Source organism: Actinomadura decatromicini (genome assembly GCF_008121305.1).
Classification (GTDB): domain Bacteria; phylum Actinomycetota; class Actinomycetes; order Streptosporangiales; family Streptosporangiaceae; genus Spirillospora; species Spirillospora syzygii.
On the sequence record NZ_VSRQ01000002.1, the window covers coordinates 799,687 to 818,523 of the forward strand.

At 64.2% G+C, this 18,837-nt stretch carries 17 protein-coding genes and 1 pseudogene; 10 read left to right on the forward strand and 8 right to left on the reverse strand.

All coding sequences use genetic code 11. The features are described 5' to 3' along the window. Positions 1-55 precede the first annotated feature (55 nt). Positions 56-1,750 (forward strand): SpoIIE family protein phosphatase, encoded by a 1,695-nt coding sequence (locus FXF68_RS11480; protein ID WP_148758899.1) that lies wholly within the window; start codon positions 56-58, stop codon positions 1,748-1,750. A 77-nt stretch (positions 1,751-1,827) separates the two neighbouring features. On the opposite strand, the pseudogene FXF68_RS44750 reads toward FXF68_RS11480, so the two are convergent. Further along, positions 1,828-2,085, reverse strand: a pseudogene (locus FXF68_RS44750) (DUF5994 family protein); the annotation flags it as partial. Positions 2,086-2,385: 300 nt separating this feature from the next. On the opposite strand from FXF68_RS44750, the gene FXF68_RS44755 reads away from it, so the two are divergent. Beyond that, positions 2,386-2,547, forward strand: a complete 162-nt coding sequence (locus FXF68_RS44755) for a UBP-type zinc finger domain-containing protein (RefSeq protein ID WP_222869893.1) — start codon at positions 2,386-2,388, stop codon at positions 2,545-2,547. Here the strand turns inward: FXF68_RS44755 and FXF68_RS11490 are convergent. Then, positions 2,523-3,062 (reverse strand): hypothetical protein, encoded by a 540-nt coding sequence (locus FXF68_RS11490; RefSeq protein ID WP_148758900.1) that lies wholly within the window; start codon positions 3,060-3,062, stop codon positions 2,523-2,525. The genes FXF68_RS44755 and FXF68_RS11490 overlap by 25 nt on opposite strands. A 591-nt stretch (positions 3,063-3,653) precedes the next feature. Here FXF68_RS11490 and FXF68_RS11495 point away from each other — a divergent pair. Next, positions 3,654-4,814 carry a N(5)-(carboxyethyl)ornithine synthase gene (locus FXF68_RS11495; RefSeq protein ID WP_148758901.1) on the forward strand — a complete coding sequence of 387 codons (1,161 nt, stop codon included), beginning with the start codon at positions 3,654-3,656 and terminating at the stop codon, positions 4,812-4,814. On the opposite strand, the gene FXF68_RS11500 is transcribed toward FXF68_RS11495, so the two are convergent. Then, the gene (locus tag FXF68_RS11500; protein ID WP_148758902.1) at positions 4,793-5,092 is read right to left on the reverse strand and encodes a hypothetical protein; all 300 of its coding nucleotides are present in this window, start codon (positions 5,090-5,092) and stop codon (positions 4,793-4,795) included. The genes FXF68_RS11495 and FXF68_RS11500 overlap by 22 nt on opposite strands. A 486-nt stretch (positions 5,093-5,578) precedes the next feature. Here FXF68_RS11500 and FXF68_RS11505 point away from each other — a divergent pair, with 486 nt between their 5' ends. The 4 genes from FXF68_RS11505 (at position 5,579) to FXF68_RS11520 (ending at position 8,810) form a co-directional block, all read left to right on the forward strand. Beyond that, positions 5,579-5,971 (forward strand): STAS domain-containing protein, encoded by a 393-nt coding sequence (locus FXF68_RS11505; protein ID WP_148758903.1) that lies wholly within the window; start codon positions 5,579-5,581, stop codon positions 5,969-5,971. Positions 5,972-6,391: 420 nt separating this feature from the next. Then, positions 6,392-6,688, forward strand: a complete 297-nt coding sequence (locus FXF68_RS11510; protein WP_148758904.1) for a hypothetical protein — start codon at positions 6,392-6,394, stop codon at positions 6,686-6,688. Positions 6,689-6,753: 65 nt separating this feature from the next. Beyond that, positions 6,754-7,668 carry a LysR family transcriptional regulator gene (locus FXF68_RS11515; protein ID WP_148758905.1) on the forward strand — a complete coding sequence of 305 codons (915 nt, stop codon included), beginning with the start codon at positions 6,754-6,756 and terminating at the stop codon, positions 7,666-7,668. A gap of 308 nt (positions 7,669-7,976) precedes the next feature. Further along, entirely contained in the window at positions 7,977-8,810 is an 834-nt protein-coding gene (locus FXF68_RS11520) for a DUF2637 domain-containing protein (protein ID WP_148758906.1), read from the forward strand. A gap of 197 nt (positions 8,811-9,007) precedes the next feature. Here FXF68_RS11520 and FXF68_RS44760 read toward each other — a convergent pair whose 3' ends face one another. Beyond that, on the reverse strand, positions 9,008-9,337 hold the full coding sequence (locus tag FXF68_RS44760; protein WP_187437859.1) for a DDE-type integrase/transposase/recombinase: 330 nt from the start codon (positions 9,335-9,337) through the stop codon (positions 9,008-9,010). 1,303 nt (positions 9,338-10,640) lie between these two features. Between FXF68_RS44760 and FXF68_RS11530 the strand changes: the two genes are divergently transcribed. The 3 genes from FXF68_RS11530 to FXF68_RS11540 all read left to right on the forward strand — a co-directional run bounded on the left by FXF68_RS11530 (position 10,641) and on the right by FXF68_RS11540 (position 13,815). Next, positions 10,641-11,522: a ParB/RepB/Spo0J family partition protein gene (locus FXF68_RS11530; protein ID WP_246178667.1), complete on the forward strand. Its 882-nt coding sequence runs from the start codon at positions 10,641-10,643 to the stop codon at positions 11,520-11,522. A 110-nt stretch (positions 11,523-11,632) separates the two neighbouring features. Next, entirely contained in the window at positions 11,633-12,433 is an 801-nt protein-coding gene (locus FXF68_RS11535) for a hypothetical protein (RefSeq protein WP_483902914.1), read from the forward strand. Beyond that, a complete protein-coding gene (locus FXF68_RS11540; RefSeq protein WP_148758910.1) occupies positions 12,430-13,815 on the forward strand; it encodes a DNA methyltransferase in 1,386 nt (461 codons plus the stop codon). The genes FXF68_RS11535 and FXF68_RS11540 overlap by 4 nt, the downstream gene beginning before the upstream one ends. Positions 13,816-14,116: 301 nt before the next feature. Here FXF68_RS11540 and FXF68_RS11545 read toward each other — a convergent pair whose 3' ends face one another. From FXF68_RS11545 to FXF68_RS11560, 4 genes are read right to left on the reverse strand one after another with little or no spacing between them, the layout of a single operon-like run. Continuing rightward, positions 14,117-14,488 (reverse strand): hypothetical protein, encoded by a 372-nt coding sequence (locus FXF68_RS11545; protein WP_148758911.1) that lies wholly within the window; start codon positions 14,486-14,488, stop codon positions 14,117-14,119. A 3-nt stretch (positions 14,489-14,491) separates the two neighbouring features. After that, complete coding sequence (locus tag FXF68_RS11550; RefSeq protein ID WP_148758912.1) at positions 14,492-16,465, reverse strand: AAA family ATPase; 1,974 nt, start codon at positions 16,463-16,465, stop codon at positions 14,492-14,494. Then, the gene (locus tag FXF68_RS11555) at positions 16,462-16,725 is read right to left on the reverse strand and encodes a hypothetical protein (RefSeq protein WP_148758913.1); all 264 of its coding nucleotides are present in this window, start codon (positions 16,723-16,725) and stop codon (positions 16,462-16,464) included. Before FXF68_RS11555 ends, FXF68_RS11550 begins: the two co-directional genes overlap by 4 nt. 2 nt (positions 16,726-16,727) lie before the next feature. Continuing rightward, a complete protein-coding gene (locus FXF68_RS11560) occupies positions 16,728-18,776 on the reverse strand; it encodes a DEAD/DEAH box helicase family protein (RefSeq protein ID WP_148758914.1) in 2,049 nt (682 codons plus the stop codon). Positions 18,777-18,837: the final 61 nt, after the last annotated feature.

The window sequence follows — 18,837 nt, forward strand, 5'->3', positions numbered from 1 at the left end:
GGGTTCGGGGGGTAGGGAAGGGAAGAAGCTTGATGTCCGATTCAGGGGGTGGGGGATGGCCGGGCAGGTGGACGATCGGCCGGGCGCGACTCTTGAGCGCCTCGTGGAGGCGATGAACTCCGGGGTTCTCGCCACCGACGATTCCGGCCGGATCACGGCGTGGAACCCGCGCGCGCAGCAGCTCCTCGGCTATACCCGCGACGAGGTGCTCGGAAGACCGATGCACGGGCTCCTGCACCGGGACGCCGACGGGCATGTCCCGCCGGAACGGGACTGCCGTCTGCTGCACGTGCTGCGCACCAGTGTCCCCGACCACGGAGACGGCCAGAGGTTGGCCCATCGCGACGGTCGGACCGTGATGTGCTCCTGGTCGTCCGCGCCGATCTACACCGGTGACCGGCCCGCGACCGAACCGGCCGGGCTGGTCGTCGTCTTCCAGGACGCCGCCGACCGGGTCGCGGTCGAGCGCGAGCGGCGCGACCGGATGGCGCAGGTGCAGGGGGCCAACTCCCGGTTGAGGCTGGTCGCGGAGATCACGACGGTGCTGCTGTCCACGTTGAACGAGGAGGAGCTGCTGCGGCGGCTGGTCCGGCTCGTGGTGCCCGCGCTGGGAGACTGGGCCGAGGTCGACCTGCTGGTTCCCGGCGGCCGCGTGGAGCGGGTGGCCGCGACGCACCACGAACTCTCGTCCGCCGACGTCGCCGCGCTCGAGGGGCCGCTTCCGCCCCTCCCGCGGATACCGCGCGGCCCGCTGGCCCAGGTGCTGCGCGGCGGCGCCGCGGTCATCGTCAGCGGTAAGGCCGAGGTGCGTTCCGACGAACCGCTGGGCGCCGCCCAGTACGAGCTGTTCCAGGCCATGGGCGCCCAGAATGCGATCATCGCCCCGCTGGCGGCCCGGGGGGAGACCTACGGCGCGTTGACGCTGGGCTACTCCCGTCCCGGGCAGGTCTACGGGCCGGACGACCGGCTCGTCGTGGAGGACGTCGCGCGTCGCACCGGTCTGGTGCTGGCCAACGCCCGCCTGTACGCCGAGCAGCGCAACACGGCCGAGGCGATGCAGCGCAACCTGCTCACGCCGCTGCCGCAACCCGGCGAGCTGCGGCTGGAGGCCAGGTATGTGCCGGCGACGCAGGTCAGCTGGGTCGGCGGTGACTGGTACGACGCGTTCGCGTTGCCCGACGGCGGCACCGGACTCGTCATCGGGGACATCGTGGGCCACGACCTGCGCGCGGCCGCCCGCATGGCCGAGGTCCGCAACATGCTCAGAGCCCTGGCCTGGGACCTGGCCGAGCCGCCCAGCGCCGTGCTGGCGCGCCTGGACGGCGTCATGGCCGCCGTCAGCGAGGCCGAGCTCGCCACCGCCGTGTTCGCCCGCGTCGAGGAAGACCCGGCCGGGCGATGGCGCCTGCACTGGTGCAACGCCGGCCATCCCCCGCCCCTGCTGATCGACCACGACGGCGACACGCGTTTCCTGGACGAGCACGGGGTCCTGCTAGGCACCCCCGACCTCGCCGGGACCCGTCCCGACGGGACGTGCGTCCTGCCGCCGTCCTCGACCCTCCTGCTCTATACCGACGGCCTCGTCGAGACCCGCGACTCCGACCTGTCCGACCGTCTCACCAGCCTCCGCCGCCACGGGGCCCACTTGGCCCAGCTCCCCTTGCCGGAGCTGTGCGACAAGCTCTTGGAGCGAGTGGAGCCGGGCGGCGAGGACGACATCGCGCTTCTGGCCCTGCGCATCCCCGCCTGACGGCCACGGTCGCGGCGCGGGCCTCGCCGTCCCACCGTGTGCGCCACTGGACGCCGAGCGGCCGGTTCCAGGGCCGCCCGGGCCGCCGCGTGGCCGGTGGTGGGCGGGACGGTGAGCAGGTCGATGCGGTGGCCGTCGGCGTGGATCGCGGTGAGCAGTCCGGCGGGCAGGCCGTCGAACCAGCCGAGCGGGATCCCCTGGGGGTCGTCGGGGTTGTCGACGTGCAACTGGCGGGGGTGGTCGTCCCAGTCGGACGCGCGCAGCATCACGTGGGTGATGGGCTTTCGGTCGTCGGACGGGGCCTGGTCCTGAAGGGCCAGGATCAGTCCCGGCAGTTCGGCGGCCGGAGGCTTCGGCCCCTTGCGCGGGTGTTATGGGCGCGGGTGATGAGGTCCGCTCGACTTGGCGGTTTCCGGACGGCGTCGGCGGCGCTTGACTCGGCAGTGCGGGGAGGACGAGGGAGAGGAGAGCCTGCGATGGGCACTGACCGCGACAGGCGCCTCCAGATCATGTCCCTCTACCCGGTCAGCCCGAACGGAAGGGCGCCGCGTTGCGAGCACCTCGACGGGCTGGCGCCGGTGACTCCGCGATCGGACCGATGCCCGGGCTGTCAAGCACTCGGCGCCACGTGGACGATGCTTCGGGTCTGCCTCAACTGCGGCTGGGTGGCGTGCTCGGACGACTCGCCCAACCAGCACAGCCGAGCGCACTACGAAGAGACCGACCACCCCGTCGTCGGCGCCCTGGAGTCCGGATCCACGTGGAGATGGTGCTACGTCCACGGGCGCGAAGTCTGACCCGTCGGCTGATCCGCGGCCTTGGACTTCGCCGGCCAGGCGGTGGACGGCAGGGCGGTGGACGGCAGGGCGGCGCACTCGTCCAGAAGTGGTTCCAGCCGACCGCGACGTTCCTCGGCTTCCGCCACGCTGACGCCGAGTACGGCGGCGAGCTGCTCAATGCCGAGGCCGGTGACTCGGGCGGTGTCGAGGAGCCGTGCCTCGGCCAGGTCCAGGTTCGAGCGGAGCGCGCTCAGCAGGACCAGCGCCGCCGCCACGTCCATCGGGGACGGGGCATCGCCGACGCCCCGCCGGGCACGGCCGGACGCGGCGATGACCGCGTTGACGGCGGCGCCGTCGGGCATCGGACGCTTCCTCTCCTCCCAGAGCAGCTCGTCCAGGCCGGTGGCGTGGCGAGAGGTCAGGTAGATCCGCGCGGCTCGCACCTCCTCCGGCGCGGGGACGGGGAGACCGCCGGGCGGTGCGCCGCGACCCGCCGTGTCACGGGCCCCAAGGTCGTCGTTGATGCCGGTCATGAGGTCTCCCCTCGGATGTGTGGCTTTCGTGGCCACGGCTCAGGTCTCCCGGCGGGCGGGACGGCGGCGAGCGCGGCGGCGCCGTCGTACCGGTGGCGCCATGTCGGTGGCGGCGTCGGCGGACGGCGCACGCCCGGCGCGGGAGTCGTCGATGGCGTGATCGGCGTTCAGAGCGTCCTCCCAGGGTGGGGCGGCCGACGACCAGGGCCGTCCGGCGCTGCGAGGGACTGCTCACCGCGCATCGGACGGCCCCAGCGGATCAGCGCGGTCTCCAGCAGTGACCGGCCACCCTCCAGCCAAGCCCGGCGACCTCTCCGGGGACACAGGCGATCGGTGAACGGCTCATCACGATGGCTGATCGGCGGGACGGCGGGCGCCGCCGAGCGCCGTCGGGCCGCGCGGAGACCGGCGACGCGCGCGTACACTGCGGGCACCCGGCGATGAGGCCCCTGATGGCGGCGACGCTGACCGGCCCGCCAGACGGGACGGTCCGGACTTCCACCGGCCGACGATCGGAGACTCCATGTCCGCCCGAAGCCACGCCGGAGGGGACGCTTCCTTGTCCCGCCGTCCCCATGTCCTGACCGCCAATTGAACGGCGGCGGAACGCCGACCGGCCCGACGCTCGGAGTCACCGCGCGGTCGGGCAAGGAGAACGAGCGCCGACAGCCGATCCACCCGCTGCACCTCGACCGGCTCGACCCCGCGCTCCGCTCGCGCGTCTATCTCGAACGCGGCTACGGCGAACGGTTCGGCGTCCCGGACGAGCGGCTCGCGCCGCAGGTCGCCGGGCTGCTGTCCCGCGACGAGCTCATCGCTCGCTGCGACGTCGTCCTGATGCTCAAACCGCAACCCGCTGACCTCAAGCGGTTCCATCCAGGTCAGACCCTGTGGGGATGGCCGCACTGCGTCCAGGACCCGGAGATCACCCAGCTCGCCATCGACGGGCGGCTGACGCTCATCGCGTTCGAGGCGATGAACCACTGGACGTCCGACGGTGGGTTCGCCCTGCACGTCTTCCACAAGAACAACGAACTCGCCGGGTACTGCTCGGTGCTGCACGCCCTCGCCCTGACCGGAGCCACCGGCGCCTACGGACGGCGGCGGCGCGCCGCCGTCATCAGCTTCGGCGCTACCGGGCGCGGCGCGGTCACGGCCCTGAACGCGCACGGCGTCCATGACGTCCACGTCCTGACGCAGCGGGGTGTGAGCGCGGTCGCCTCGCCGATCCACTCCGCCCGGATCGTCCACTTCGACCGCGACCCGGACGACCCGGCCCTCACCCGCGTCCTCACCGACGACGGCCTGGTCCCGGCCGCCGCCTTCCTCGCCCGGCACGACATCGTCGTCAACTGCGTCCTCCAGGACCCCGGCGACCCGCTCATGTTCGCCACCGACGGCGATCTTCCGCTCTTCCCCTCGGACACCCTTGTCATCGACGTGTCCTGCGACGCCGGCATGGGCTTCGAGTGGGCCCGCCCGACCTCGTTCGACGACCCCATGTACACGGTCGGCCGCAATGTCCGTCACTACGGCGTGGACCACAGCCCGTCCTACCTGTGGGACTCGGCGACATGGGAGATCAGCGAGGCGCTGCTGCCGCATCTGCGGACGGTCCTCGACGGCCCTCCGGACCCGCGGACCGGCGAGATCGTCGAGCGGGCCGTCGAGATCCGCGACGGCGTCGTCCAGAACCCCGACATCCTGTCCTTCCAGCACCGTTCACCCGCCTACCCGCACTCCCGGCTCTGACCGCGGTGAGGCGATCCGTCCGGCGCGCCGCAGCGGACCGAGCGGGCGGCGTCGGCGAACACGGACGGCGGGCGTCGCAGCGGCGGCACGGCGAGGTGCTCGTCGGTGCCGATCGCCGGGCAGTGCTTGACCAGCGTCTTGCCGCGGGCGACCCACACATGGCCGGGGCCGGAGCGGGGGGACGCCTCCAGGGCCGTCCGGCCCGGGGAGGAGCGGACGGGCCCTGGAGCGTCCGGCCCAGTTTCCCCAGGCAGTTGGACCGGCCGCGTATCAGCCAAGCGCAATGACGCGAGGATGGACACAGCCGATCCACGCACACGCCATCACTCGCGCTGATAACCCGTCGCGTCGAGCGGAAATCAGCAGAAATGGAGGCGGGTTTCTCGCGCTCCGCAGGCGACCGGTCCCGATTTGAAGATAAATCACCTGGGAACTATTTCTTTTTCCTCGCATATTGGCAATTATTCGGGTAGGATAAAAGTATCCGGCAAACGACGAAATCCCCCTCTGCGGGGGTGATCCGTCACACCGGCCCGCCCCCGCAGAGGGGGTCCCTCCGGGCTGCTTACCGCGATCCAGGCCGGCGGCCGGCGCGTCGACCTGTTCACCGTCCCGGCCGCTCCGCCGAGAGCCGAGGCATCGATGGATCTGGCGATCCACCCGCACGACCACCTCGGCGTCCCCGGCCTGCCAGCCGCCCTCACTCCACCACCCGCCGGACGGCCCGGACCGGCACTCGCGCCCGCTCACGATCGGAGATCACCATGACCACGCCCACCGCCGCATCCGCTGCCGCAAGCCCCGTCCGGGTCCCCGACGAAGTCGGGATGCCCGCCCACCCGCGCCCCGGCCACACGATCATCGCGTTGTCGGGCACCGTCGACGGCGCCGCGGCTCCAGCGCTGCGCGCGCACCTGCTCGGCGCCTTGCGACGCAGCGGGCGCCTGCTGATCCTCGACCTGGGCGAGGTGGCGTCCGCCGACGCGGCCGGGCTGGCCGTGCTGGTCGGCATCCGCCGCCGCGCCGCCGGTCTCGGCATCGCCGTTCTCCTCGCCGCCCCCGGCCCGCAGGTCGCCGAGCTGCTCCGCGTCACCGGGCTCGACCGCGTCCTCACCGTCCACCCCGCCCCGGATGTCCACGCCGGACTCGCCGCATGACCGCGATCAGGCCGGGTGGGGGAAGAGAGGCGGGGCAGACCGTCAGGAGACGATGAGGGCGGCCGCCGCGATGAGCGTGCAGACGAGGGCCAGCGCGACGGCCATGCCGCCGGCGAGCCCCTTCAGCAGCCCGAGGTAGTCATCCTTCATGGTCATCGAGCACCTTTCGCCGGTCCTGGGTCACGCGATGAATTCGGTGACTGCCGGGGTGGTCTTCCGAACCGGCCGAAGCGGCGACCCCTATGCGCCGCCGAGCGCGTGAAACAGTGGACAGTGAGTGGAACTCCGCACGCATTAAGCGTGGATGAGGTGCACCAAGCAGCCGTGCCCGCGATTTAGGGCGAGCGATTTTGACGGACGCGATGTCGAACCGTTTATGTTGGGTGGTGGCGGGCTGTTGGAGTCGAGGAGATGAGGTCCATGAGCGGGACGGTGACCGAGGTCTGGGTCGAGGCCAGCGGCGGCCACGACATCGTTCGCGCCGATGCGATCGTGATGCTCCGCCTGGACGACACCGGGCGGTTGACCGCGCAGCTCCGCGATGACGCCAAGGTCAGTGTGCCCCTCCTGGAAGGCTCGTCCGACACCCGGCCGCCCGATGACTTCCACCGTCAGCTGATCCGGGCGGTCGCCGAGCTCGCCGATTCCAGCGGCGGGCAACTCGTCCGCGCACGGCACGAGGGCGGCGTCTGGCACTGGGTCAGCGAACCCCTTTAGAGGGCCGCGCCGCGCGGTAGGCTCGGCGGGCAGGTCTCGCTGTTCCAGCTCAGAAGGCAGGAGATGTGGAACTGCGCCAGCTCCGCTACTTCGTCGCCGTTTCCGAGGAGCTCAACTTCGGCCGCGCGGCGGCCCGCGAGCACATCGTCCAGTCGGCGCTCAGCCAGCAGATACAACGACTGGAACGGGAACTGGGCGTGCGACTGCTGGAGCGCACCACCCACTACGTCGCCCTGACCCCGGCGGGCGCGGCCTTCCTGGTCGAGGCGCGGCAGATCCTGGCCCACGTGGAGCGCGCCGCCCAGGTCGCCCGGACCGCCCAGGGCACCTCCCCGGCGCTGCGGGTGGGAATCATCGACGCCAGCTACGACTCAATGCCGCAGATCCTGCACGAGGCTCAGGCGCTCTATCCCGACCTGGTCATCCACCAGGTGGAGGCCGGCGTCCCCGAGCAATATCAGCAACTCCTCGACGGACGCCTCGACGTCGGCATCGGCCGCGCCGCCCTGGCGCCGAGCGGGATCGCCTCGCACCTGTTCCGCCGGGACCGTCTCGGCGTCCTGGTCCCTCGCGGGCACCGGTTCGCCGAACTGGACGCGGTGCCGGTCGAGGCCCTCGCCCGTGAGCCGCTGCTGCTGGCCGAGGAGATGAAGGCCCCGGAGTTCAACCAGTTCACCGTCGAGATGTGCCGGGCCGCCGGCTTCACCCCGGCGGTGCACCAGGGCACCGTCGACAGCGTCCACGCCGCGTCCACCCTGGTCGCCCAGGGCCGCTGCCTCTACTGCGTGCCCTCGTCCTGCATCTCCGCGCTCCCCGGGACGATCTGGCGCCCGCTCATCGAACCCGCCTCCTTCTATCCCTGGTCGATCCTGTGGCGCGCGACCGACGACTCCGACCACGTACGCGCCGTCGTCACCTGCGCCCGGAACATGTCCGAGCGGCTCGGCTGGCTGGCCACCGCGGACCAGCCGACCGGCTGACCACCGGAACCACGCCCCATCCCGGCCCGCTCACGATGATCGGCTCAGCGCGTTCCCCATGAGCGCCTGCGGCGAACCGGCGAGCGGCCGAACGATGGGAAAGGGAGTGACCAAGAGGCGAAAGACCGACCCTCAGGTGCAAACCAGGCACCGAGAGGCGCTCGAGAATGCCCGGAAATAGCTGTTCATATCCAAAAACTGGGTGTCCGAGGTCGGACGCGAACCATTCTCCCACCATAATTCTACCACTCGGACATGTGCCTCTCAACCCAAACGCCCTGGTCAACGGGACGGAAGGCTGAGCAGCCATGCTGAACGCCAAGCCTTCTGTTGCGGACAAAGTGATCCGAGGGACGTCCACCCTAAGTGTCATCATCCTGGCGGGCATCGCCGCCGTAATCAGCTACCGGCACATGTACCACCTGGTGTTCCGATACGAAGAGGGTTCCTGGACGGCCGCGCTGCTGCCGATCAGCGTGGACGGGATAATCGCGGTGGCCTCAATGTCGCTGCTGGTCGACTCGCGGCAGGGCCGTCGCAGCGGGCTGCTGCCGTGGACGCTGCTGGTGCTGGGCAGCGCCGCAAGCCTGGCGGCCAACGGCGCCGTCGCCGAGCCTTCTGTGGTCGGCCGGTCAATTGCCGCCTGGCCGAGCTGTGCCCTGATCGGTGCGTATGAGCTCTTGATGCGCCAGGTCAGGAATGGTTCGCAGCGAGAGAGCTCGGCCGTCTCATATAGGTCCCCGCACCGAGCGGCAGAGAAGGCGGATGCCTCATATTGGTCTCATGCGAGCCTGACGAAGGAAGAGGATGCTTCATACGACGCTCTTATGAGCCAAGGGAATCCGCCGGACGGCCCCTACGACGCTCAGACGAGCGGCGCCGCGAGCTTCATACGGAATGCATACGAGGTCTCAGGTGGTGAGGATCCCGGAGAAGCGAAACGGGCTCATCCGCGACGCGGTCGGCCGGTCTCGGGGCTGCAACGCCAAGCATGGCAGTGGGCGTTGGCTCACCGCACAGCGGCGGGGGAACTTCCTTCGGGAAAGACGATCGAGGAGCGTTTCGGGCGCCGCGAACGTTGGGGGCGACTGGTAAAACAGGCCGGAGCAACCGGCCGTCTCGATCTCGCAGTCACTCCATAGGCGCACCGAATCGCCCGGTGCAATCACCGACCGTGCCCATTGATCCGAGCAACCCCGCGTCCCGCAGCCGCTTCCCGAACGCCCACGATGTGTATTGCGTCCCGTGGTCGGAATGCAGGATGTTGGAGCCGCTCTCCCGGTTCCGCCGCGCCACGGCCGGATGAAGTCGGCAGCGAGTTCACGGACCAGCGGATAGATTACTTTGGGAGGACGTTCTCCCGGCCGAAGTACGCCGCCGCCCGCTTAAGGATCTCGTTTTCGGTCTCCAGTTGCGCCAGCGCATGAACGACGAGATCGGTGTCCTGGCGGTCGCCAATCGACCAGCCGATGATCCGTCGAGAATAGGCGTCCATGACCGCCGCACAGTACAGTTTCCCGCCTCCGGTGGGATGCTCGGTTGTATCGGTCAGCCACAGCCGGTCCGGCCCGGCAACGTTGAACCGGCGCTGCACCAGGTCCTCCTCGGTCGCCTGGTTCGCCAGGTTGCGGCGGCCCCGGCGCCGGTAGACGCCCTGCAGCCCAGCCACGCGCATGAGCCGCTCCACCCGCTTGCGCTTGATCCGCTCACCCAGCCCGATGGATCACGCGCTACAACACCCGCCGCCGGCACTCGGCCACCTCTCACCGATCAACTACGAGAAAACCAAAGGTAGCCTGACCGCTGCCGCCTGAAACCGGTGTCCACAGTTCGGGGGAAGTCCCTAGATCCGGTAGCTGCGGATCCCATGATCGACCGCCGTCACTGATCTCGCCTCCGTGACCAGATAGCCCAGGCGCCACCGCGTGAGCGCGCCTCATGGCCGTTGGTCTGGTCCGAGCGCCTCGGCTGGGAGAACACGCCGTCTTTGTCGGTGATCTCTTCTAGCGTGGGGCCTCGTGATCGATTTAGGGGTTCCGACGAGAGCACTCTGGTCATGCCGGGCGACTGGCGCCGTGCCTGGCATCCGCGCCGCGACCGCCCGGACGTCCCGGTACCGTACGCGCCTGAGCCTGCCCACGCAGACCGCTTACGCGAGTTGCTGGCAGGCGCGGCCTCTCGTCAACGAGGTCCTCGACGTGGCGCCGGCCTATCTGCCGAGGGGGAAGCGGATCCGGTCGACGCCGCAGCGATCGCTTTCGTGGTCGGCTCGCCACGGCCCAGGTACGCGTACGGGGACATGCGCAGGGTCGTCACGCCCAACATCCGCCCTTTGCGCGCCATCCTGGCTGATCCTCCAGATCGGCCTCTGTAACAGTCCCCCGCCGGAGCGCCAAGGGCGAAACCATTACCCGACCTGGGCGAACGCAGTTACCAGCAAGCCCGCGCTGGCACAGGCGCACTTGCCGCCGGCGAAGCATTCGCTGTGTGACTCTGCTTCCCGATCAACCCGCAATGACACGGTCGAGGAAACCCGCTCTGTTGTTCTATCAGCTTCCCGGACACGAACTGGACTCCGAGGGGCCCTTACACCCGCGCCAAACCGCTCAGCCGTCTCCTATCGAGCTACTCAAACCGTCGATGATGCGCAGACGGCCATCACACCCAACCAACAACAGCTTCCTGACGAACTACCAGCCCTAGTTCCAGGCATCGCACGCTGCGCTCTACAGGCCGGGATCGTGAACCGTGGAAGACCGACGGGCAAAGCGCGACCAGCCGCAGAAGTATCAGGCACCGTTGCGTACATAGATGAATTTCTGCTCGCCAACAGCCAGAGCAGCGCCAAGGCCGCGTCTTGAGCACCGGTTGGGCGCTGCGGAGCTCCCACCAATCGAAGCTCCAGAGGTTTCGGTCAAGGATCCGTGTCCCTGGGGCGTCCGAGATGATGGACGTGTAAGTTAAGCGAGGTGATGGACGTGTCGACAGAGCCCCCCACCTTGAACTATGATAGCGAGCCAGGTGCCCCGGAGGATCCTCACAGAGGGTCGGTCAGCGAGAAGGACGCACTCTCAAGCGTCCAAGAGATCCCCGTCGCAAAGATTCGTCCAGAAGAGGGCCTCGGTCGAAAACGGGACCGCGAGGGGCATCGCGAACTGTGCTATTCGATCAGGCAATTTGGCGTGCTGACTCCCATAACCGTACGTGTCGCCCCCGACGATTCCGGGGACTACCTACTGATCAAGGGACAGGGGCGGACTCTCGCCTGTCGACTCCTGGGCATCGAAAAGGTCCCTGCAATCGTTGTCGATGACTCTTTTGCTGAGAACGAGAAGGTTCAGCAGTTCCTCGTTGAAAACGTTGCTCGTCTAAGGATGCGCCCCATTGATCGCGCACTCCTGATCGCCCGAGCCCGCCGGGACGGGGAGGAGAGCGCTGACGTAGCTAAGCGCTTTGGTGTCTCTACTGCTACTGTCCGGCGCCTTGAAGCTCAACTCGACGGCGCTAATAGCAGCGAGATGGCTGCACTAAAGCAAGGAAACCTCAACCTCACACTGCACGCAGTAATCGCTCGCTACGTCGGGACCGCCGAGCGCAGTGACGCAGTTGCCGCCTTGGCAAAGTACTCGCTCCGGACGAAAGAGGTGGAGGCTCTATTCGAAGCGCTCGGCTGGCGCGAACTAGTGCAACTCGGCAGCAGTCACCGCAAGCAGCGTCTGCAGCTGTTGGTGTGGGCATGTGACACGCTCAGTAAATTGCCATCTGGCTCAATTTCTGAGCGGCTGGGAGAGTTGGCTGCGGCGCTTCCAATGAGCTTTAGCGATGACTCACAACCTCAGGCGGTCACGCGATGAAGCTAATCAAACTACACCCATCCGAGTTGATACTTAGCGAAGAACTGAGCCGATCTAGCACCTCCAAGCAATTTCGGGATCGCCTCAGGGCCTCAATCGAAGAGATTGGCTTGGCGGAGCCCATTAAGGTCGCTCCATTGCTCGACGGGAAATACCTGGTAGTCGATGGAACAATGCGTATCCAAGCTATTTCTTCCATTCGGGAGCTGGATGCAGAGCGCTTCAATACAATACCCGCATATGTAACGGAGTACGAAAGCCGGTTCGAAGTTCGATATCAGTCTGACATTTATCAGGATCTCCTGCCAAGCCAATTGGCGATGCTGGTTGAACATCTACACCAAGCGGAAGCTGTCAAAAAAGCTGATATTGCGCGCTATATAGGCGTCTCGCCGACGACTCTGCGCAATTACACAGGTCTCTGGCGGCTCATGCAGCGAGGTGGACTGTTCGCTAAGATCGTCGAGCTTATGGATGTGGGGGTGCTTCCTCCATCAAATCCCTACGCATGGCTCCGACTTACAGGCAAGGGACTGGAATACGTACTGAAGGAGCGTCTTTGTGGCGAGGGAGAGGAAATAGAAAGCTGGCTAAAAGAGCGTATCGCGGCTGCTCGGAGGGGCGATGGACTGCGGTTTACCATATATTCTGTCGAGGCGGCCACCAGCGACCTGGAGCCACAATACTATCGTGAGGACGAGGACCTACGTTCCGTTAAGAGGGACCTAGGTCTGCGCCGATCTACAACTCAGCAGCTCTTTGAGGCACCGCAACAGTCAGACGCAAGCATTAAAAAGGAATCGAGACAAAAGGTAGTGGCGACTATGCGTCATCTTTCCCGGGTTAAGAGAGAGTCAAATGAGCCCGTCTTGCAACTTGCCGCCGATTCACTCCGAGAGTATCTCCAATGAGTACAGAAGCTGCAGATTGGACAGAAGACGCCTTCTTCGAGGTCCCCGAGCGGGATTCAATCGACGGTGGTACTACCACTGAAGGGCCACTTTGGCATGTCGTGAGTCCTCGCTGGGGTCATTCAATGCATACCATGTGCTCGTACCATGGGATGTTTCCGGCCAAGCTTGTCCACCACTTCATCCAGCAATACTCTCGTCCTGGCGATGTCGTCTTCGATCCCTTCAGCGGTCGGGGAACCGTTCCGCTGCAAGCTCGGGTTGAAGGGAGACGGACAATAAGCAATGACTTGAGCCCACTCGCCTATGTGCTCTCCCTGGCCAAAGCGAGTCCACCTTCTTGGACGGCTATCAACAAGTACCTGGATGACCTCGAGAAGCGGTACAGGAGTACGACTCATGAAGAGCCAGATGTTTCCCCGGACATCAAGATGCTCTACAACGATAATACATTGCGTCAGATTTGCTATATTCGTAATCAGCTCCACAGTCGAAAAATGGCTAACTGGTCACCTGAAATGGCGATGATCGCTGGCTCTTTGGCGGGGATCATGCATGGTTCGCATCGAAGGGATGGAACTTCTCAGTACCTAAGCATCAGCATGCCGAATACTTTCAGTATGTCGCCAACATATGTGGCGAAATTTATCGAGGAAAAGCGGCTAGTTCCTCCGGATCAGGATGTATTCGAACGCTTGCGCGATAAGATATCTCGTCTATATCTAGATGCAATTGACGGGTTTGATGGGCAGGTCTTCGCTAGTGACGCCTCCAAGGTCATGGGAGGTCGCCAGATCCCCTCTGGCAGCGTAGATCTTCTTGTGACGTCTCCGCCGTATCTTCAGGTTGTGAACTATGGAACTGCCAATTGGATACGGCTATGGCTTCTTGGCGTAGAAGAAGTAGGGCGTGAGCGTGGCAAGGGACGCGTAGAACTCGACGCTGCACTTGACCATAGGCATACCTACAAGTCTTACCAGGATTTCCTTCTGCGGACCTTGCGAGGTATCCGGCGTGTCCTCAAGCAGGATGGAGTCGCGGCCCTGGTGATTGGCGATGTTGCCGATCCAGGCAAGGAACCAATACCACTAGCTAAGAAGGTTTGGGATGACATTGGCGAAAAGACGGGTCTTCGCCTTCTCAGTCTGATCGACGATTATCTGCCCGTCGAGAAAAAGGTGAGTCGTATCTGGGGGGATACGAAGGGGCAGGCAACCAATCGGGATTGCGTTCTCGTGCTGGCCCATCAGAATGGGCGCCCCTGGGTGCGGTCAGATGTCATCGACTGGGATGAGCCCTATAAGGATGGCGGTCCTGACGCTGCGCATCTGCGCGTGAAGGCAAGGCTTAGCAATAACGCAGGCCCGGGCCTTGAAGAATAGGCATGCAGGACCAGTATTGCTATCCGGCTGTTGCCGGCTCCTGTTTGCCGCTCCGAGAACATGGCGTCCGAGACCAGCAGTTGGGCTTGTCCTCTTGCGACGCGTGAGCAACGGGATCACGCGGTGTGAGTTAGCTTACGTAGCAGCTATTGCGGTCACAAATTGAGGAACTCGTCATCACCTGGCAGCAGATGGGCGAGAGATCACTTTTGCTCGGTGATCGTGTGCATGAGGGCGAGTTCGCGCGCTTGATTGCTTGCGACGTAGCAAGGCAGTTCGTGGACAGTAATCTGCTCGACGATTAAACTTGAGTAGTGCTGCTCAGGATGTCTGCCATTGTCTCGTTGCCATCCAGTCGGCGGGTGATATCACGCACGCCCAGTTCCGCCAGTTTCTCTGCGGTAGCAAAGGGACGTGCTGGATCGCCGACCTTTAGCAGTTCGAGCAAGTCGCGTAGGCTGCTACCGCTTTCCAGAGTACCGAGGGCGCTGTACTTTGTAACGTAGCCGCTCTGGGGCGCGTCGGCGATGTCAAGGTTGGCCCCGATGGCATATGAGATGGCGAATCGATAGGCATCTTGCTGGCTGCCGCCAAAGTATTCTGCTGCTATCTTCGTGATCGCCTCGTTAGCCTCGGGTGTAAGCCCGATCTGCTGCTTGTCTTCCTGGGCCATCGCCTATCGCGTCCTCTCGATGGTGGCCTCTTCGGGATCGTTGTTGGGCCGAAGAATGCGATATGCCTGACCAACACGGCTGCCCATGATGTTCTGGGCCTGTTGCTCCGTGAGTTCGCCAGACTGCACCAGCAGAATCGCTTGAGTGCCGAGCTCCGGTACCCAACGCAAGAGGACGTTTTCGCGGTGTTCCAAATCGAGCCGGGCCAACGGGCTGTCCAGCACGACCGGCCCTCCGCGCACCGCCGCCTGCTTGAGCGCGCCTATAAGCGACAGTGCGATGAGCTGGCGACCGCCCTCGCTTGTCTTCATGGCTGGCCCGTGCTTGCCCACAAGGTCCACTCGGTAATCGTGCCCAATCTGAATCCCGTCATAGCCCTCAGGATCGCGGATGAGCTTCATAAACATAGCAGTTGCAGCCTGCTCGACCTCAGCTCTCGTTCGTTCCCTGTATCGACCGATGGTACGGTCGATCAAATCCTGAATGTACTCGAAGAAGAATGCCTCGGCTGCCAGTGTGGGCTGCGCCCCGCTCAGCCTACGTAGAACGCCAGCGAGACGTTTCTGGTCGGAGTTGATCTTTTCCTGATCCACATCGAATTTTCGCAGCTGGTCCGAGTAGCGTGCGATTGCTTGTTCCAGACGCTCCTGTTCGTTGCCCAGCTGACGGATTCTTGCAGCGTCGTTGTCCTTTAGGCGATCTTTGACGGTACTAAGGCGTCGGTTACGGTCATACAGTGCCGTTAGCACCTTGTTCAACTGGTCCTGCTTGTCTTGATAGGTAGTGATCGTGACAGTATCGATGAGAGCACCGAGTCGGCGCTCGCGCTGCAAGTCGGGACCAGTGCTGGCCTCATCAACCAGTCGCTGAAGTTCAGCTTTCACATTGGTCAGTTCCTGTTGCGTTGCTGCATCAGGACGCGGCAATTCCTGGTGGCACGTGGGACAAGTACCACCCTGGATTTGCTTTTCGAGAAAGTCCACTCGATCGCGTGCAGTCCCAATCTCACCCTGCGTCTGCTGTGCTGCATCATTCTGTGCTTTGACGCGCGTCAATGCCGCCGATAGTTTAGCGCTAGCTGGAGCTAGCCAGCCTCTTGCGAGCAGCGTACGCATCTCTTCGCTTAGTCGCTGACGCTCGGCTTCGCTATCCTTAATTAGGGTTTCTAGCATCTCCATCTCACGAGCGTCTGCCTTCAATTCCTCGACCGAAGCGATCCGCTCGTTGACGTTTTCGAGATCGGACCGTGCCTTGCGTCGTGCCTTTTCTATTTCTGCACGGTCCTTGTCAAGGCTCTCCTGTCGGGACATCAGCTTGAGGAGTCGCTGCTGGGTGGATTCGGCTTCTTTCTTGTTCTTCATCGCCTTAGCTTGCCGCTGCAAAACGTCGGAAGTCATCACCCCGATGTCGATCGCTGCGCGCTGAAGTGCCGGGATGCCGAGTACGCTCTCAATGCTCTGCTTCAGGAGATCGCGCTCGCGGTCGGAGTTTAGGCGATCATAGAAGTCGCGTAGCAGCTCGCCATCGAACAAGAAGAACTCAGAGATCTGAGGGTGCAACTGGCGGCCGATTTCTACATCTATGGAGGCATTCTGAACCACCTGCGAGTCAATGCGCAAATCTGCCGACACGCTGGGACCAGCACCGCCTGCAAACCTGGCGGTCCGTGTCAGGTTGAACTGCTGTCCGTTCGCAGTGAACTTGATGGCCACCTGCATGTCGGTCTCGCCGTCTGCCAGCGCAGGTCTGTTCATGTATTCGTTGAGCTCACGCACAGACTCTGAGGCTTTCTTGCCTGCCTGGGGCGCTCCATAGAGGCACCACCGTAGAGCGCGGAACAGACTGGTCTTCCCGAGAGTATTTTCGCCGTGGATGAGGACGATTGGCGACTCTGGGTTAGTCTGAAGCTGCAGAGAGTCGATCTCGCGATAGGGCCCGAAGTTCTTTAGACTGAGGCTTTCGAATTGCAGGCTCATCCATTCAACTCCAGTCGGGCTAGGATCCGATTACTGACATGCTCCTGAAGCTCGCGTAGCTCGCGCTTAAATTTCGAGCGGTCATCATCGAACTGGTACCGCCATGCGAGCGCGATGAGATGCTCGTAGTCTTCAGGCTCAAACGACTCGGCGGCAGGACCATGCTGCTTCTGCATGGCGGGATCTTGCGCGGCTTCTTTCAATGCAGCCAGGGCTCCTTCTCGACCATGCCGCTCCGGATCGTTTGTCACATCAACCATCTTCAGTCGCTTTCATCGTCCTCAATGAGATCGGGGAGCTCGATTGGATCCTTACTCAGAGACACAATCGCCTTAAGTCGTTCCCGGGCCGCGGGGTTACGGGCGAGACGAACAAACTCAAGGGCCCGGAGGGCCTCACTCTTGGTGAGAGCACCACCAAGAGGATCGACCAACATGAGATCATGCACCTCAGCGCTGACCTTGCCCGTGGTGTGCGCTCGGCGGAGTACACGGCCGCGGCGTTGAATATATTCGCGTTCAACGGTCGAGCTAGCCAGAATCAAGGCGTGATCGGTCACCGGGATGTCGATGCCCTCGTCGAGGCAGCGGATTGCAATCACAATTCCCCCATACTCTGCGAGGCTCCGAATGACCGCATCGCGATTGCTCGGCATGTCTGCATAGAACTCCAATGCAGGCAGATCGGCCGCGAGGCACTCTTGGGTCAGTGTCTTTAGCTGAGGGAGATCGTCGCAGTAAACGAGCCATCGGTCACCCAGCCTGTACTCATTCCGAAGTATTTCGGCCGCCACGGGAATCTTCCGACGAGCCTGTTTAAGCACACGTGCCCTTCGGATAAGCAGCATCTGGAGTGGCGAGTCGACGTCATTGACCGACTGGCCTCGGCTGGCGAGCTGGCCGATGCGTTTCGTGAGCTGCTCGTACTCCTTCATCTCGTCGTCGTCGAGCGTCACCTCATGCAGGCGATAGTCGTATGGCACGAGCAGGCCGAGCATGAGTGCCTCAGCTAGGCCTATCACAGGCGATAAAACAGGACCGAAGAATTCGAGTAGCCGGTTGGTGCCCTCTTCATCGAACTGGCGGCGGAAAGTGGCGCTCAGCCCCAGGGTTGCACCGCATCTCGTCTGCTCCAAGGCGGGCAGCACCTTCTTGCTACCGGCACGATGCATTTCATCGGCCACGATGAGAAGGTGGTCACCCGCCTTGAGACGGCGCTGGAAATCGTCGCTCGCGAAGGTGTGATTGGTGGTGATCACAATGCGTCGTGAGTGCGGCGAGTTGCCCGGGGCGGTGAAGAGCGGGAGTAACTGAACCCAGTCAGATTTGGGTGCGCCTGCGCCAGCGGGTAGGATTTGAACACCGTTCAGCTCGTTCTCGACCTCACGGATCCACTGTGTGTGCAGGTCTCTGCCAGGGACAAGTACGACCGCTGCACCGCCGGCATCCGTCCAACGCTTCACTCCCTCGATTGCCGTGAGTGTCTTTCCGGCACCCGTCGCGAAGTTGACGACGCCGCGGTGGTTGTGTCCTTCCCAATCGTCAAGCACGAGCTGCTGGTGTTCCATCAGGGCGCGCTGCTGCCCTTGCCTCAGCCTTGTTCCCTGGTACGAGCGGACGGCTTCGATTGCATGTTCGAGGTCCTCATCGGCCACCGTGACTAGCTGGGCGAGCGTCACCTCTTCGAGGTGGGCGACGCGGATACCCGGTTCATGCCCGCGCCAGATCTCGCGGAAGGAGTCGGCGTGGTCGCGGGTCCGCAGCAGATCGGGCTCGTTCTTCCAGCTGCAGAATGCGTCGAAGGACTCGTGGTTGTAGCCCCAGGCGCGCCAGGTCTCGTTGGCGCTGCCGGTGAACGTGACACGTCTACCCTTGGGGTCTTCGAAGATGCCCAGCTTGTCGTGGAACAAGCCATCTGGTTGATCAGCGAACGCGATTCGTACTTCTATGATGTCGCTGACGATCAGTGTGGCGAGCAGCTTGGTCGCGGGCACCGCCTCCGGGTGATTCAACAGCCGCTCAAGATCTTCGCGCACTGTTTCCTGGGCGCGGCGCCCAGCTTCGTCGGCTTCCTTCATGGCCGCGAAGTCCTCAGGTGACAGTGCTGGAGAACAGATCAAGCGCATGTGTCCGCCGCGTCGGACGAAGTCCGAGAAGGCTAGGCCAACCACCTGATAGAGGGTGCTGGAAAAGTAGCCGACCGCACGATCGTACTTGACCGACTCCTGTAGGCATGGCACGTAGAAGTCGTCGAGCAAGGTATCCCGCCCTGACCGGTAGCTGCGCTGCAAGCTCAGATCCGTCAGCGCCAACGCCCGTCCCTCCCCATCGATGGTGCGAGTTTAGAAGATGCCTCCAGGAGTTTTGTACTAG